Raw genomic sequence first — 16,320 nt, 5'->3', positions numbered from 1 at the left:
TGCTAATTCAGCCAGCGCTGCGGGCGCGCGCGACAAACCAGCGCCCCGATGCAACCGACCAGAGGATGATCACGCCGTACGCCACCATCGCAACGGCGCCGATCGCGAAGAACAGCGTCAGCGACCCGGTAATCCGTAACGCCAGTGCACCGACGCCGGCATACAGCACGAGCCGCAGCACGCCCGCGCCGAGCGGCCAGCCGAGCCGGCCCGCGCCCTGCGACGCCAGATACAGCGAGAAACCGAGCCCGAAGAAACCGTAGAAAGGACCGATGATGCGCAAACACGTAGAGCCGGTCTGCAGCAACTGCTCGTTGGCGCCGAACAGGAGCAGCCACGCATGCGGCCACAGCGCTGCCGCGACGCCGACCAGTTCGGCAAGCACGAACGCCATCGCGCCACCGGTCAGCGCGATGCGCCGTGCGCGTTCGCGCTGTCCCGCGCCGATGTTCGCGCCGACGAGCGCCACCATCGGTGCGCCGATGCCAAACGCCATCGGCATCAGCAGATATTCGAGGCGCGTAGCGATTCCGTAACCGGCGAGCGCCGCAGTGCCCGCGTGTGCAGCGACGGCAGCACCAGTCAGCGCGATGAGCGCGTTCGTCAGAAGCGGATTCAGACATGCAGGACCGCCAACCATGAGAATGCGACGCATCGGCGCCCAATGCAGCGGGCCGCGCGACAGGCGAGCCGGATTGCGTCCGCTCACGCAATACCAGCCGAGTATCGCGGTACCCGCTGTGTAGTACGCAACGAGTGCCCATGCGCCACCCGCGACACCGAGGTGAGGCAACGGGCCGATGCCGAAGATCAGACACGGCGACAGTGGAATCAGCAGCACCGCGCCACCGCAGATCACTGCGCCGGGTACCACCATGTTGCCCGTGCCGCGAATCACGCTTGCTAGTGCATTCATCGCCCACATCAACGGCAAGCCGGCGAACAGGACGTGCCCGTATGTGCTGGCGGCGTCGAGCGCCGCACCGTGCACGCCGAGCATCTGGAACAGCGGCCGGGCAACCGCAAGCAGGACAATGGAGAGCGCAATGCCGATGAGCGAGTTGAGGGCTACCGCGTGCCTCGCGAGCGGGTCGACCAGCGCCACATTGCCGGCGCCAAGCGCACGCGCGACCGACGACGAGATACCGCCGCCCATCGCACCTTGCGACAGGTTCTGCATCAGTATCAACATCGGCACAACCACCGCGATGCCTGCAAGTATCTGCGTGCCGAGTCTCGCGAGAAACCACGTCTCGACGAGGCCCGTCGACGACTGGGCCAGCATCATCAGCATGTTCGGCCAGCCCATGCGCGCCAGCAGCGGCGCAATGGGTGCTTCCAGCATGGCGCGCAGGCGCGACGGGACCACGGCATGGTGAGTCAATGATCATCGTGCGACTGAATGGCCGCTTCGATCTTGGTGGCATTGCTGATCAGTGCCGCTAGCTCGTCTTCCGATCGCGCTCCCTCGATGGCCAAAGGACCCGCCTTGAAAGTCGGAACAGACGACACGCCAGCGGCCCGCGCTCTCGCGATGTCGGCCTCCGTCTTCGTGATCTCCACCTCGTCCTCGAGGAGTGCGCATACCTCCTTGCGCTGGAACCCATAGCGCGCAGCAATCTCGCTGAGCGTTTCCGGATCGGAAATATTGTGCCGGTCATCGAAATACGCGCGCGTCAGTGCCACAGCCAGCGCGTGCTGTGTACCGCGTGCTCTGGCGGCACGCAGCAGCGTATGGGCGTAAACCGTCCTGTAGACGTAGGGCTGGAGACTCAGGTTCAGGTGCAAACCTGAAGCACGCGCCTCCGCTTCCGGTCGCTCGAAAGCAGGCGCCATGTTCGTGATGCCTTTCTTACGAAAGTAGTCCGCCAGACGAATGCCTTCCGGCGGCGCATTCGGCATCAGCTCATAAGGATGGTGTTCGATATCGACAGCCAGATCCGGAAATCGCTCGGACAGCACTTTGTCCAGGCGATGCTGCCCGATGAGACACCACGGGCATACGATGTCCGAATACAGATCTATTTTCAATGCAGGCATGACACCTCCAGGAGAAACCCGTTTCCCTGCGCGCAGGAGAAGTTAGATCGCCATCACGGGGAGTGCATCGATGCGGTTCATTGCCATCTGCTCGGAGGCGGCGCTTGCCTCCGGCCCGAACACCAGCCCTTCTGCCACGATCACTTCAAGATCGTTAATCCCGATCAGCGCGAAGATGTGCCTCAAGTAGGTTTCTGCGTGTTCGCGGTGCGCGGAAGGCGAGCCCTCGGCATAGACACCGCCCCGGGCAATGGCGACGATTACCCGCTTTCCCGCAGCCAGCCCCACGGGGCCCGCACCACTTCCGAAAGAGAACGTCTTACCGGCGACCACCACCCGATCAATCCAGACCTTCAACGAACTGGGGATCGAGTAGTTGTAGAACGCGAGACCTATCACGATGGTGTCGGCGGCCTGGAACTCAGCGAGTACGTTCGCGCTTTCAGCAATGTCGTCCCGTTGTTCGGGATTCAGACCTGACGCATCCGCCGACTGGACATGGACCGCGAATACCGGCTCCGTCAGATGCGGCAACGGATGGGCTGCGAGATCCCGATAGGTGATATCAAGGTCTTCATCGGCATTCTTGAGCTTGTCCACAATGGCGGCAGACAGGCGTCGACTCACCGAGTTGCTCGTTTGAATGCTGGTATCGAGATGCAGCAATTTGCTCATGAACGATCCTTCACTTTAATGATTGCCCGAGAAATCGAGCGTGAATAGAAAAATGCATACGCACCCTTTAGCGGAAGCTAAGGTATGGTGTCGACGCGCAACAAGCTGCCAGTGCGTAACGCTAAATTTGTACGTGAAACTATCTTTGATATCTTGTACATTGACAAGAACGCACTAATAAGTGCTGCACGAACACCGATGTTCCTTAGAGAAAATCCAGGAGAGTGCCGTGGCTAGTCGAGTGCCATCCGAAGTGACGACCCTTGTGCACGACGAAGAAATCCATGCCGAGTGCCGCGCAATGGCACAGGTACTGGATCGAATCGGTGACAAATGGACCGTGATGGTAGTTGGCGCTCTTTCGGACGGACCGCAACGCTTCAACACCATCCTGCGTACAGTCAACGGCGTGTCGCACCGCATGCTCACGCTGACCTTGCGAGGTCTCGAACGAGACGGTCTCGTGACCAGAACGGTTTATCCAGTCATTCCACCCAAAGTCGAGTACGAACTCACCGAGTTAGGCAGCTCATTGATCGCGCCATTGAGAGCGCTAGCGGCCTGGGGAAGAAAGAATCGCCCAGCGATCGAGGAAGCAAGACTGCGGTTCGATGAGCGACCAGAGACGGTGTAGGAAATGTGGTGGTTCAGGGTTTTCGCAACAGGGAGAAAAGGGGTCGCGCGAGACCCTTAAGCAGCGCGCGATCGGGACGCGTCCGCGCAAATACCCGAATACCTAAAGAAGTGCCGAGAAACAGCCTCGCGAGATCGGTTGCAGACTGATCCGTCGAAATCGACCCGTCCGACTGACCCGCAGCAATGCTGTCGCGCAGGTACCGCTCGATCCGGCCAAAAATGTAGGTGACCACCTCGCGAAACTCTTCGTCATGTGGTGCGACCTCAAGCGCGGTATTTACCACAAAGCAGCCCTTGCGCAGCTTATCGCTGAGCGCCTCAGCGATGATCGCGTCGATGTACCGTTCTATGGCTTGCAGAGGCGGTGTGTCGCCCTCGAATATTTCGGTGCAATTGACGAGCGCAGACTGAACATATCGATCGAGCACCAGCCGATAGAGAGCCCGCTTGTCGCCGAACGCGTTGTACAGGCTTGGACTGGTCAGTCCTGTGCCCTCGGCCAGATCACGCATGGACGTGGATTCATACCCGTTCACCCAGAAGTGCTCAGTCGCCTTGTCCAGCACCGCCTCTTCGTCGAACTCTCTCGGTCTCGCCATTTTTGTGCAGCTCCCTGAATTTCCGTTACTCGCGGACTTATTTTAGCACGATCGATACAAAACTGGCGTGTCCGACGCTGCCGTTCGCGTGAGAAAAGACACTTCATGACTCTGTTTTATCACCATCGTTACAAAATTCATTGAACGTTTTATTACGCACGTTATAGAATTCGTTTCGTCGATGCCGCATCCGGTCCAGATCACTGATATACGGCATGACTTCTTTATGTGCGGTTCCCTGCCGGGCGGTTCGCCGCCGCGCTGTGAGCCGCCCCCAACGAGAAACCACCTGGAGTACACAGATGAACGAGCATGCCAACGTAGAAGGGATTTATCCCGTCCCGGCCGTGATGCAGACGAACACGATCGAAGCCGACGGCGCATCCGCCCGGCAAACGTTCCCTCACGCTGAGAAACCGAAGAACTCCGCAAGCGTCTGGTCCGCGCTCTCCCGCACTTTTCGTCGAGTGGCGGTCGGCTTCGCCGCCAGCCTGACGCTGGGCGCCCTGTCGGCGCACGCCGCGATCACCCCCTTCCCGGCCGACTTCCGCCACTCGGAGGTGGTGAACGGCGACGCGACGATCAACGTCCGCGTCGGCGGTCATGGGCCCGCGGTCGTGCTGATCCATGGCTTCGGCGAGACCGGTGACATGTGGGCGCCGATGGCCGCCGTGCTCGAGAAGGACCACACCGTCGTCGTGCCCGACCTGCGCGGCATGGGCCTGTCCTCGCACCCCGCCGGCGGCTATGACAAGTGGACACAGGCCGGCGACATTCAGGCGGTCCTCGACAGGCTCGGCATCGACCACGCCGACATCGTGGGCCACGACATCGGCGTGATGGTCGCGTATGCCTACGCAGCACGCTATCCGGACAAGACAACCCGTCTCGTTGTAATCGACTCGCCGATCCCCGGTATCCCGCCGTGGGACCAGATCGTGCGCATGCCCGCGCTGTGGCACTTCAACTTCGGTGGCCGTGACGCCGAGCGTCTGGTTGCCGGACGCGAACGCATCTATCTCGACCGCTTCTGGGACGAGTTCGCCGGCGACCCGTCGAAGATCGACGAGGCGACCCGCCGCCACTACGCTGCGATCTATGCAAGGCCCGGCGCGATGCATTCCGCGTTCGCCCAGTTCCTCGCGATCGACCAGAAGGACGACGCCGACAATCTCAAGGCAATGCAGACGAAGCTGACGATGCCGGTGCTCGCCATCGGCGCCGAGAAAGCGTTCGGCGCCAATGTGGGAATCATCATGCGCAACGCAGCGACGAACGTGCAGGAAGTCATTATCCCGAACGCGGGCCACTGGCTGATGGATGAAGCGCCCGCGCCGACGATCGCCGCGGTGCAGGACTTCCTCACCGTGCATTGAATTCGATGACGGCGCTTTCGCTCAGGCCGTCTGTATCGCGATCCTGCTTTCCATCCACTCAACAATTCTGATTTGCTTTGGCCGCTTAACCACTCAAGGATTGATCATGCGTTTTCCCACCTTACGCTCTGTCGTGGCGCAAGCCATCTCCGCGCTGTGCCTGCATACCATCACCGCAGTGCCCGCGCTTGCCGCGCCTGTGAAAAATATCGTCGTGGTTCACGGCGCATTTGCCGATGCAGCGGGTTGGCGTCCTGTCTACAACATCCTGACGAAGGATGGCTACCGCGTGACACTGGTGCAACAACCGCTGACGTCATTCAACGACGACGTGACCGCCACGAAACGCGTACTCAATAGTCTTGACGGTCCTTGCGTACTCGTCGGCCATAGCTACGCGGGCACCGTTATTAGTGAAGCGGGGAACGACGGCCACGTGAAGTCGCTGGTCTATATCACCGCACATGCACTGGATGCGGGTGAAACCATGGCGGACAACAACAAGAAGTACCCTGGTGCACCTGTATCTATCGTCGGAACTCCGGATAACTTCGTTTACCTGAAACCGGTCGACTACCCATCACAGTTCGCACCTGACCTGCCCCGCGCCCAAGCCGAGTTCGAGGCGCATGCGCAGATCCCGCTTGCAGCATCCGAATTCTCGGCGCAGGTTGCCGATCCGGCATGGAAGACAAAGCCGAGCTGGTACATGGTCGCGACGGCCGACAGGATGATGAGCCCGAACCTCCAGCGCATGTATGCAGCACGCGCTCATGCGAATACGGTCGAGATCAACGGTGCAAGCCATGCAGTGTTTGAATCCCATCCGAGGGAAGTTGCTGCACTGATCGAACAGGCAGCGCGGCACTCTGGCGAGTAAACAATCGCGACCGGGTACGTCGTCGGCCCCGTTGCTGCTGATGCGCTTTCGCCGCGGCTCACGCGATCAAGACGCCTCGGGTTCCCGCTGGAATGCCGCGACGATGACAGACAGCGTCAGAATCCCGACCGAAAGCCACAGACCAGCACGAATCCCGGAAGGTCCATCGGAAAGCGTGCCGCTCAGTAGCGGGCCGATGCATTGCCCCACGCCAAACGCCACGGTTAGTGCAGCAATCGCAGTCGTCCATGCATGCGGCTTTGCTGCCCGGCGCGCAAAGCTGGTCACCGCAGCGACGACTGCAAGAAATGAACCGCCGAAGAGAATCGCCGACAGGTAGGCACCCGCAGCAGTGGGCCAGATGAGCGGAAGCACGGCGCCGACAGCAACCATGGCGACCGTCGCGGCCGTTCCCCAGCCGCCCTTCAGATGACCAAGTACGGGGCCCCACGCGAACGCAGCAACGATTGCTGCTAGGCCAAGGACAGACCAGAAAGTCGTAATGCCATAACTATTGAAACCAACGTTGCTGCGTAGGTACGCAACGATGAAGGTGGCGTAGGTGATATACCCCGCGCCGTAGAGACAGTACGACAGCAGCTTGCACACCATGAACTTCAGGGACCAGCCGCCGCGCGCCTTGCTGGCGTTGTGCGATGGCTCGGGCGTGTAACCCAGCACACTCCATCCGTAGATCGTCGCCAGCAGCGACAGGCCACCCAGCACCAGCCAGCCTCCTCGCCAGCCCATTGCCGATAGCAACGGCGGGATGGTGAGCGCCGAGGCCATCACGCCCAATCCGGCACCCGCAAAATACACACCGAGAACGGTTGGCGCGCGACTCTTGCTGCCTCCTGCAGCCGCCGCGGAGGTCAGGCCAGCACCCGCAACGAATGCGAGCGCGCCCGTTACACCCGTCAGTGTTCGCAGCACGAGCAGCAGCGTGAAATGCGAGGTCAGACCGGTTGCGCCGACGCTTAAAGCGGTTAAGAGAAGCCCAATTGCAAACACACGCTTGTTGCCGATCCACCGGCCCAATGGTGCGGTAATCAGTGCGCCCACGAGGTAGCCCGCAGCATTGGCGGTATTCATCGCCCCTGCATCGGCAAAGCTCCAGCCAAGACCCGCGCGCATAAGCGGAAGCAATAGCGCGTAAGCAAAGCGGGACAGCCCGAGCGCCACCGCCGGCCCCATCGCGAGGCCAACCACGACCCAGAGAGGCGTCAGCGTGGCATCTGCGGCGGATGAATCCGCTTGCCCTGCCAGGCTAACCGATGACGAATGCGTTTTCTCACTCAATCTAGCGCTCCAGGTGGCCATACTTTAAACCTGTGCAAAGCCACCGTCCGCCTGAATATCGGCTCCGTTGATATAGCTGGCCGCATCGGAAGCGAGAAACGCTACGATTGCGCCAATCTCCTCCGCCTCCCCCGCACGCCCCAACGGAACCGCGCCAACGATGTTCTTCATGTAAGCGTCCTTAGCCGCTTCGTCGACAAAGGTGGCCTTCACCAAAGGCGTCATGATCGGTCCTGGACTGATAGCGTTGACACGGATGCGACGCGCCTTGAGCTCCGTGGCCCACGTCCGCGCAAAGCTGCGAATCGCAGCCTTCGTCGCCGAATAGACCGTGCGTGCTGGCAAACCCTTGTGCGCTGTCACCGACGACACCAGGATGATCGATGCCCCATCGCTCAGCAGCGGCAGGGCCTGCTGAACCGTATAGATAACGCCCTTGAAATTGATCGCAAGCTGGGAATCGATGCCCTCTTCCGTGATCGAGCCGAGCGCTTCCCTCGTCTGGACACCGGCGTTCGCCACCACGATGTCCACTTTGCCCTTCGCGATACGAACCGCTTCGTAGACGCGATCCAGCTCTGCCTGTCGCGACACGTCGGCCCGTACGGCCACCACATCACCGCCAATTTCGGCGACCGCGGCATCGAGTATCGACTGACGCCGGCCTACGATAAAGACAGACGCACCCGCTTTAACCATCCGCTTCGCGGAGGCCAGACCGATGCCTTCGCCACCGCCTGTAATAACCGCCACTTTGCCTTGCAGGGATGCATCCATCGAACACTCCAATTCTGTGATGATCGACATATAACCACGGTCGAATGGACGAAGCAAGCGAATTATGTAATGATCGATACAGATCAATGGAATGGATGGGTATGGCACGACCGCGCGATTTTGAAGAAGGAGAAGTGCTCGATCACGCGATGGAGGTGTTCTGGCGTCGTGGGTACGAGGGCGCCTCCATGGCCGAACTAACGAAGGCAATGGGGCTGAGTTCGCCGAGCATCTATGCTGCCTTCGGCAGCAAACGTGGTCTCTTCGATGCGGTACTCGTCCGGTATCGCGAGCGACGTGCTGGACACCGCGAGCATTTGCTAGGTGACGCTACCGCACGCGAAGTGGCGGAGCGATTTTTGTTCGGTGCAATCGAATGGTTGATCGATCCAGACGAGCCCCGTGGATGTTTGCTGATTCAGGCCGGAACGGCGGCGGGAGTGGACAACGACGATGTGCCAGGTGCCATCATCACGCTGCGCGGCAGGACGCGGGAATTACTGACCGAACGGCTCGCGCGTGCGCAACAGGAAGGATATCTCGCGGAGTCCGAGGATCCCGCTGCGCTCGCCCGATATCTGCTCATGGTGTTCAATGGCCTGGCTCTGCAGGCAGCGGAGGGTATGTCCAGGGCGGAACTTACTGAATCCGCCGAGCGCGCGTTGATGAGTTGGCCCGCTCGGCCTCGCCGCAAGTCTGTCGCGGGTTCAGCAAGGCGCAAGGTCAAACGGTGACCTCGTTTAAGTGACACTCCGCAGCCGCATCGGCATTCGACCGCCGCCAATTATTGGCCGATTTCAGGAAAACTTTGGCCGACCTTGCCAATGACCGGGTCTCCGGTTTGAAAGACACTTACTCCAGTTTTGAGTGGTTAAATGTGACCATTCAAAAATCACAGAAGTATGCAGATTGCATTCGCCCCGTCTTCACGGCCGGGAGCACTTCTGCACGGACGACCAGAATCAGATAACTACATAAATCCGCGTGATGGAGAGAGACAATGAACCACCTGGAGTCCGTTAGCAGCGGAAGATCCATTACCGACGGTCCGTCAGCAACCGACACGCTATTCGCAAAAATTGCCTGGCGTATCGTCCCGCTGCTTTTCCTTTGCTACGTCTATGCATACGTCGACCGCGTCAACGTCGGCATGGCACAACTGCAGATGAAGCAGACGCTGCCGTTTGGCGACCTGTCGTACAGCATCGGCGCAAGCATCTTCTTTGTCGGTTATCTGCTTTTTGAAGTGCCCAGCAATCTGATGCTCGAAAAAATCGGCGCACGCAAGACGATGCTTCGCATCATGCTCGGATGGGGCGCCGTCAGTACCTGCCTGATGTTCGTTCGAAGCGAGCCCGTGTTCTATGCGTTGCGCTTCCTGCTCGGCGCATTCGAAGCGGGTTTTTTCCCGGGCGTGATCCTGTACCTGACGTACTGGTTTCCCGCTCAACGCCGCGGTTCGATCATTTCGATCTTTCTGGCCGCACCGGTCCTGTCCCTTCTCGCGATGACACCGCTCAGCGGCGCGATCCTGCGAGGTCTCGACGGCACGGCGGGTTTGCACGGCTGGCAATGGCTGTTTCTGATCAGTGGCCTGCCGGCAGTTCTGCTCGGCCTCGTGACGTTCTTTGCGCTTAGCGACCGGCCCGAGCAGGTGGCCTGGTTGACGGACGGCGAGAAAGGCGTCTTGCGCAAGCAGCTCGATTCCGAAACAACCGGTGTCAGTACGGCCGCGCATGCGTCGATCAAGGCGCTGCTGTGCGACCCGAAGGTCTACGCACTGTCGCTCGTCTATCTGCTGTTCATCGGCTGTGTGTACTCGATGATCTTCTGGACGCCCACGCTCATCAAAAGTTGGGGTATCAACAATCTGTTCTGGGTCGGCATCTATTCGGCGATTCCTTATCTATGCGGAATCGTTGGTATGACGTTGTTCGGCCGTCATTCCGATCGCACCAGGGAGCGGCGCTGGCACTTCGCGGGCGCGACTGGCCTTTCCGCCGCGGGGCTGGGTATTACGATCGTCGCGCAGGGCTCTTTCACTGTGTCGCTGCTGGGGCTATGCGTCATGACGACGGGCATGGTCACGCTCACGCCCGTGTTCTTCACGGCAGTGAGCGAATATGTGCCGAAGAAGACAGCGGCTGCGGGCATCGCGTTGATCAGCAGCCTCGGGAATCTGGGCCCGAGCGTGATTCCGCCTGCGCTCGTCTGGATCAACGGCAGGACCGGCGCACCTTATACAAGCCTTGGTCTGATCATCGCGATGCTGTTGTTGTCGGGCGGACTGCTGTTGATTGCGCTTCGACCTGCACACATCGCGCGTGCCGCTGCGGCTTACGAATCGACCTGACGCATCCCCGTGTCGCGCCGGTATGCACCCGGCGCCACGCCCGTCCAGCTACGGAACGCGCGATAGAACGACGGGATATCGCCGAAGCCGAGTCCTTCGGCGATTTCCGAAATTTGGTCCTGCGTTTGCGTAAGCCGATGAATCGCCAGATCACGCCGCAGTGCATCCTTGACCTCCTTGACGGACACACCCTCCTGTTCCAGTCGACGGCAAAGCGTTCGCAGGGACATGTTGAGCGTTTTGGCAATGTCGGGGACTTTCATCGAGCCCACACCCCCTTCAAGCAGGCAGGTTCGAACCAGGTGCGCCACCGGTTGCCGCACGGACGGCGAGCATAGCCAGTCACGCGGCTGGCGGGAAAGAAACGTTCTGAGGTCGCGTTCGGTGCGGTGGAATTGCAGGTCCAGTAGCGACGCATCGAACGTCATCATCGTCGTCGGGCAATCGAAGTTCAGCGGGCCTGGAAACAAGCTGTAAAGGTCGTCGAGATAGGCTGGCGCCGGGAACGAGAAGTTGACCGCCATCAACGGAATGTTCCTGCCGATCAACCAGGAACCCACACCGTGAAACACCTTGAGCGTGAGTTCGAGACCCATCGCCCGGCATCGTCGTGGTCCGTCCGGTTCTCGCAACGCGATCGACGCGAGCCCGTCGTTTCGGGAGATCAGGACTTCAAAGTCGTCACTGAGCATTTTGAGCAGACGGGAATAGCGATGGAGTGCGATGCCCGTGGTCGGCGCTGCGATGATGCTGTAGCCCCCAAACTTCATCGTGCCGCCCGGCATGGGTCGGGACAGGAGGCCGAGCAGCTCGTCGTTCCTTTCGCTCGCCATCAGCCGGTATAGCGCCGAGAACTGGTCCTCGGTGACGCGACCGGTGGTGGACGTCAAGGTGTCGGCAGCGATGCCGACCTGTTCCATCAAACGCTTCTGCGTCGAGGGATCTGTGCCCGTTTCGCTGAAAAAGACCTGCAGAAAACGGGACGACAACGTCAGGCAGAGTGACTCGCTAGAGGGGCGCATATCGCCTGTATACACCATTCCGTTGGCAACGCGCCACGTCTGGCCTGCAGTGTTCCGACGATCTATAACGCGGTCGGTGACGAGCCCGTCGAGGCTCGCCGCTTCAATGCAGCCACGGCCTGCTCGGTCTCGTTGTTTCCTTGCGCATTGCCCGCTTCGGGAACGATCGAACCGTCGCGATCGGTGACGCGATCGAGCAGGCCAGCAAGCCGTTCCGGTACGTCGATGCCCACGCCGACGTACAGGCCCTCCGTCAGCGTGATATGCGCAGCCTCGAATGTCCCGGCTCCAGCGCAGAGAATGGTGCGCGTCGGCGCACTTTCGTGAGCGAGCACCAGCATCGCAGGCACCACGGCTTCGGGCAGCAGCATGTCGGTGAGATGGTCTTGTAGCAATCCTTCGGTCATCCGGGTCGCCGCTGTCGGTGCGAGTGCATTGACATGGATGTTGTATTTCTTCCCTTCGAGCGCGAGCGTTTGCATCAGGCCGACTAGCGCCATTTTCGCGGCGGCGTAGTTAGACTGCCCGAAATTGCCGTATAGCCCCGACGACGACGTCGTCATCACAATGCGGCCATAGCGTTGCTGCTGCATGATGTCCCACACCGCTTTCGTGCAATTGACCGAGCCCATCAGATGCACGTCCATCACGAGGCGAAAATCATCTAGATCCATCTTCGCGAAAGTCTTGTCGCGCAAGATACCGGCATTGTTGATGAGCACATCGACACGGCCCCAGCGACTCATCGTGTCGGCGACCATCTTTTGCATCGCATCGAAATCGGTGACGGACGCTTCATTGGCGATCGCCTCGCCGCCCGTGCGTCGTATTTCGTCGACGACCTGCTGGGCCGCGGTTGCAGTGAGACCGGAACCGTCGCGCGAACCGGCCGGATCGTTGACGACCACTTTTGCACCGCGCGCAGCAAGCGCCAATGCGTGCTGTCTACCGAGTCCGCCGCCGGCGCCGGTCACGATCGCGACGCGCTCCTTGAAGTCGATGCTCATTGCCTGGATTTCTCTCTGTCGGTTTAAGCCGTAAAGGTGATGTGAAAAATTACCTTGTACGAAAGGCTTGATTTTGCGCACGGCAAATTCTCCATGCGTTTATTCCTAAGGTCAGCGAGGGATTTCCCGAGATTTGTATTGATTGGCGCGTTTTGAAAAAAGTTTGGCGAATCGTGCCAATGACGGGGTAGGCGATCTGTCTGATACTCGCCCCGAGACAATTCCGGCACAGGAATTTCTTTAGTCAAAAAACTAACTAAAAATGGAGACTTCAACGATGAAATCGTATCGCCACATCGCTGGCGCGATGCTGCTTTGCACGTCGCTTGCCGGCGTCGGAACAGTCGCGCATGCGCAGGGTAGCGTGACGCTCTACGGAATTGTCGATAGCGGAATTTTATACACCAGCAAGACGCTTAACCCGGCTACCGGACAAAATGCCGGCCACCAGTTCTCAGTGATCACGGGAGGTTTGAGTCCGTCGGTCTTTGGTCTAAAGGGAACGGAAGATCTTGGCGGTGGAGTCAAAGCGATCTTCGATCTTGAGAGCGGCATCAACCTCGCCAGTGGTGGCGTTGCCGATTCGAACGGCAATTTCTTTGGACGCCAGTCATGGGTTGGCATAACCAGTGACGTGGGTACGGTCAAAGCGGGCCTGCAGTACTCGCCATTTGCGTTATCGCTGATTGCCAGCGATCCGCGCAATGTGTCCTTTTTCGGCAGCGGGGTCCCCATCTATATCGGCGGGGTGTTCGTGACTGGCATCTTCAATTCGAATGCCATTTCATACGCGAGCCCAACCATTGCAGGTCTGCAAGGCAGTGCAATGCTCGCACTAGGCGGAATTGCGGGTGACTTTCAGGCCGGCCGGCAGTACTCGGCGAGGCTGAGCTACAAGCTCGGTCAACTCGTGATCGATGCGGCGATGTACAGCGGGAACCTTGGCGGTACGGCCGCGTCGACGCCTACACCGAGTACGGTCGCGTTCTCCGGCCGCACCATCGGCGCCAGCTATCGCTTCGACAACCTCACGGTGAGACTCCTGTTCATCAATTACAAGATCGCTGGATCGTTTGACGATCGCGTATTTGGCGGCGGATTCAGCTACGAAGTCACGCCCAGCGTGAATGTCGACGCAGGCGTCTGGGCCACCAGCGATGGCAACGACACCAGCAATCATTCGATCATGGCAGCGACTGGTCTGACCTACAGTCTTTCCAAATCGACCGCCTGTTATAGCCAGTTTGGCTTCGTCAACAACCACGGAACGATGAACACCGGCTTGTCCACCAACGGTGCGCTGATGGGGGTGCGAGGATCGACCTTCGGTGCGGACGTCGGGATTCGCCACATGTTCTAGCCGGTCCGATTTTCGATGTGGGCACAGGCGTATCTATCGATGAGGTTCGCCGGTCAATAAAAACAGGAGACAACGTATGTCAGTCAAAATCTTTCAAGCGACAAGTGCTGCGCTCGTGGTTGCCCTGATCGTATCGGCATGCGGAGGCAGTGTCAGCGGCTCTACATCGACTGCGTCATCGCCTGTCGCTTCGTCGGCTGCCGAAGGCTCGCTGCTGAATGGCCCGCCGCCGCGTACCGCTTCTCTGAGCGCGGCCGCTTTCACCGCTGTGCTGCAATCCAGTCTGTCCGGCTTGAGTCTGCTACAAATGGCAGGCGGTACGCTGGCCTGTGGTGTCGACGTGCACTACGTGCAGTACGCCACCGTAGGCGGCGCTGGCGAAGCCACGACCGCATCTGGCGTGCTGATGGTGCCGACCGGCAGCGGACCAAACTGCACAGGTCCTCGCCCGGTCGTGGAATATGCGCACGGCACCACCATCACGAGGAGTTATAACCTCGCCGCCATCTCCGATCCCACCAACCAGGCTTACCCCGAAGCGCTCCTTCTCGCCGTGTTGTACGCAGCGCAGGGCTATGTCGTCGTGGCGCCCAACTACGCCGGCTACGATAGCTCGACACTCGCCTATCACCCGTACCTGAACGCAGATCAGCAATCGAAGGACATGATCGATGCGTTGAGTGCCGCAAAAGCTGCGCTACCGTTGATTGCCTCGCCCATCACGGCTAGCAGCAAGCTGTTTCTAACCGGTTACTCGCAGGGCGGCTACGTGGCAATGGCGACCGCGCGCGCCATGCAGGCAGCCGGCACACCGGTTACCGCGTCGGCGTTTCTGTCGGGGCCTTATGCGTTAGCAGCGATGGCCGACCAGGTGTTTGAAGGCGAAGTGGACATTGGCGCCAATGTGTTCTTTCCAATGATCCTGACCAGTTACCAGAAGGCCTACGGCAACATCTATTCGTCACCCTTGGACGTCTACGAAAGCGCTTACGCGAGCGGCATCGAAACGCTGCTACCTGGCCCGTACAACTTTACGACGGTCGCTTTGAGCGGCAAGCTGCCGGGTGCGCTGTTCAGCAGCACGCCACCCGCCGGACCGGCTGCGCTCCAGCCTGTGCTCGACGCCATGTCGCCGCCCACGGGTACCGGCGAGACCGATGCGATATACGCACTCGGCTTCGGCGCGAACAACCTGATCCGCAATAGCGCGCGGCTCGACTATCTGCTCGATGCTTTCGCCAATCCGGATGGCGTGGCACCGACGCTCACGACGGGCGTGCCGGCAGTATCTCCGCAGAATCCGCTTCGCATCGCGTTGAAGAAGAACGACCTGCGTGGCTGGACACCGACCTCTCCGGTGCTGTTGTGCGGCGGTCACCAGGATCCCGTTGTGTACTTCGCCACCAATGCCAACGTGATGAAGCAGCAATGGGCCGGACTCGGTTCACTCGTGACGGAACTCGACGTCGATTCCGCGCCCGCATTGGACGGTTTCAACGCGGCCCGGCAGGTTTTTCTGACCGCCGAAGCGGCGACCGCTGCGAGCGGCGGCGCGCTTGCGGTGATCGGGGCTTATCACTCGCCGCTGGTGTTCGATGGGTGTATGTCCGCTGCTGCTACGTTCTTTGCGGGTCACAGGAGCTGACGGGCGACTGGATGAAGAGCGGGATTGGGCGACGCAAACTCAACAGCGCCATGATTCGAAAATCGAATCATAGAAATATGGTCTGGCGTATTTATCGCAGGTCGGGGTCGTTGTTATTCTCGTGGGACCGATACGTCTTAAGGGACACGACATGCCAACGCCCAGTCTTTCCCGGCGCGCGATGATGGCCATCGCCGCCCTAAGCGCCGTCTCTTTCTTTCGCTCGATTCCGGCAAAATCCGACGGGCTCGTCTCGACGGACAGCCACGCGATGACGACCCAGGAACTCGAACGCTATCCGATCCCTGGCACCGATCTCGAGATGCGTCTCAACCTGGTGACCCAGCCGCCCGGATACGCCGAGCCGATCCATCATCATCCGGGGCCGAGCTTCGTCTACATGCTCGAAGGCACTGCAGAAAGCGCTTACGGCGACGAGCCGGTTAAGCGCTTTCATGCAGGGGATCACTGGGCACAGCCCGTCGATGTCGAACATCGCGTCGCGCGCAACCCCGACATGCACGCGGTACGTCGCTTTCTTGTCTTCACGGTCAATCGGCCCGGCGAGCCCGCTACCGTCTTCCCGTAAACGCTCGACCGGTACGACGACTCGTAACATGTCATGGGGCCACGGAGCGAGCGTAAGTCAGC

Annotated in this window: 16 protein-coding genes; 8 read left to right on the top strand and 8 right to left on the bottom strand. The window is 60.0% G+C overall.

Features of this window, described 5'->3' with window-relative positions:
• Positions 1–7: 7 nt before the first annotated feature.
• The 3 genes from BWP39_RS30285 to BWP39_RS30275 are packed head-to-tail and all read right to left on the bottom strand — an operon-like array spanning position 8 to position 2,715.
• Positions 8–1,345, bottom strand: coding sequence for an MATE family efflux transporter (locus BWP39_RS30285; protein WP_096726267.1), 1,338 nt, complete (start codon positions 1,343–1,345; stop codon positions 8–10).
• 35 nt (positions 1,346–1,380) lie between these two features.
• Positions 1,381–2,040: a DsbA family oxidoreductase gene (locus BWP39_RS30280; RefSeq protein ID WP_096725854.1), complete on the bottom strand. Its 660-nt coding sequence runs from the start codon at positions 2,038–2,040 to the stop codon at positions 1,381–1,383.
• A 42-nt stretch (positions 2,041–2,082) separates the two neighbouring features.
• Positions 2,083–2,715 (bottom strand): FMN-dependent NADH-azoreductase, encoded by a 633-nt coding sequence (locus BWP39_RS30275; RefSeq protein WP_096725853.1) that lies wholly within the window; start codon positions 2,713–2,715, stop codon positions 2,083–2,085.
• Between the two features lie 253 nt (positions 2,716–2,968).
• Here BWP39_RS30275 and BWP39_RS30270 point away from each other — a divergent pair, with 253 nt between their 5' ends.
• A complete protein-coding gene (locus tag BWP39_RS30270; RefSeq protein WP_235851528.1) occupies positions 2,969–3,349 on the top strand; it encodes a winged helix-turn-helix transcriptional regulator in 381 nt (126 codons plus the stop codon).
• 13 nt (positions 3,350–3,362) lie between these two features.
• Here the strand turns inward: BWP39_RS30270 and BWP39_RS30265 are convergent, their stop codons facing one another.
• Entirely contained in the window at positions 3,363–3,950 is a 588-nt protein-coding gene (locus BWP39_RS30265) for a TetR/AcrR family transcriptional regulator (protein WP_096725852.1), read from the bottom strand.
• Positions 3,951–4,252: 302 nt separating this feature from the next.
• Here BWP39_RS30265 and BWP39_RS30260 point away from each other — a divergent pair, with 302 nt between their 5' ends.
• Both BWP39_RS30260 and BWP39_RS30255 read left to right on the top strand, forming a co-directional pair.
• Positions 4,253–5,326 (top strand): alpha/beta fold hydrolase, encoded by a 1,074-nt coding sequence (locus tag BWP39_RS30260; RefSeq protein ID WP_235851484.1) that lies wholly within the window; start codon positions 4,253–4,255, stop codon positions 5,324–5,326.
• Between the two features lie 106 nt (positions 5,327–5,432).
• On the top strand, positions 5,433–6,206 hold the full coding sequence (locus BWP39_RS30255) for an alpha/beta hydrolase (RefSeq protein WP_096725851.1): 774 nt from the start codon (positions 5,433–5,435) through the stop codon (positions 6,204–6,206).
• A gap of 66 nt (positions 6,207–6,272) precedes the next feature.
• Here the strand turns inward: BWP39_RS30255 and BWP39_RS30250 are convergent, their stop codons facing one another.
• Complete coding sequence (locus tag BWP39_RS30250; RefSeq protein WP_157915206.1) at positions 6,273–7,505, bottom strand: YbfB/YjiJ family MFS transporter; 1,233 nt, start codon at positions 7,503–7,505, stop codon at positions 6,273–6,275.
• A gap of 24 nt (positions 7,506–7,529) precedes the next feature.
• Positions 7,530–8,282: an SDR family NAD(P)-dependent oxidoreductase gene (locus BWP39_RS30245; protein ID WP_096726264.1), complete on the bottom strand. Its 753-nt coding sequence runs from the start codon at positions 8,280–8,282 to the stop codon at positions 7,530–7,532.
• 101 nt (positions 8,283–8,383) lie between these two features.
• On the opposite strand from BWP39_RS30245, the gene BWP39_RS30240 reads away from it, so the two are divergent.
• Entirely contained in the window at positions 8,384–9,016 is a 633-nt protein-coding gene (locus BWP39_RS30240; RefSeq protein WP_096725849.1) for a TetR/AcrR family transcriptional regulator, read from the top strand.
• Between the two features lie 266 nt (positions 9,017–9,282).
• Entirely contained in the window at positions 9,283–10,635 is a 1,353-nt protein-coding gene (locus tag BWP39_RS30235) for an MFS transporter (protein WP_096725848.1), read from the top strand.
• Here BWP39_RS30235 and BWP39_RS30230 read toward each other — a convergent pair.
• Both BWP39_RS30230 and BWP39_RS30225 read right to left on the bottom strand, forming a co-directional pair.
• Positions 10,620–11,555, bottom strand: coding sequence for an AraC family transcriptional regulator (locus BWP39_RS30230; protein WP_170043918.1), 936 nt, complete (start codon positions 11,553–11,555; stop codon positions 10,620–10,622). The genes BWP39_RS30235 and BWP39_RS30230 overlap by 16 nt on opposite strands.
• A 164-nt stretch (positions 11,556–11,719) precedes the next feature.
• Entirely contained in the window at positions 11,720–12,664 is a 945-nt protein-coding gene (locus BWP39_RS30225) for an SDR family NAD(P)-dependent oxidoreductase (protein ID WP_096725846.1), read from the bottom strand.
• A 277-nt stretch (positions 12,665–12,941) separates the two neighbouring features.
• On the opposite strand from BWP39_RS30225, the gene BWP39_RS30220 reads away from it, so the two are divergent.
• The 3 genes from BWP39_RS30220 to BWP39_RS30210 all read left to right on the top strand — a co-directional run bounded on the left by BWP39_RS30220 (position 12,942) and on the right by BWP39_RS30210 (position 16,258).
• Positions 12,942–14,024 (top strand): porin, encoded by a 1,083-nt coding sequence (locus BWP39_RS30220; RefSeq protein ID WP_096725845.1) that lies wholly within the window; start codon positions 12,942–12,944, stop codon positions 14,022–14,024.
• Between the two features lie 76 nt (positions 14,025–14,100).
• Positions 14,101–15,669, top strand: coding sequence for an alpha/beta hydrolase (locus BWP39_RS30215; protein WP_096725844.1), 1,569 nt, complete (start codon positions 14,101–14,103; stop codon positions 15,667–15,669).
• A gap of 151 nt (positions 15,670–15,820) precedes the next feature.
• Positions 15,821–16,258, top strand: coding sequence for a cupin domain-containing protein (locus BWP39_RS30210; protein ID WP_096725843.1), 438 nt, complete (start codon positions 15,821–15,823; stop codon positions 16,256–16,258).
• The last annotated feature ends 62 nt before the right edge of the window (positions 16,259–16,320 follow it).

It is taken from the genome of Paraburkholderia acidicola (genome assembly GCF_002362315.1).
Classification (GTDB): domain Bacteria; phylum Pseudomonadota; class Gammaproteobacteria; order Burkholderiales; family Burkholderiaceae; genus Paraburkholderia; species Paraburkholderia acidicola.
The sequence above is the reverse complement of the archived record's forward strand: the minus strand, read 5'-3'. Positions and strand labels throughout refer to the sequence as shown.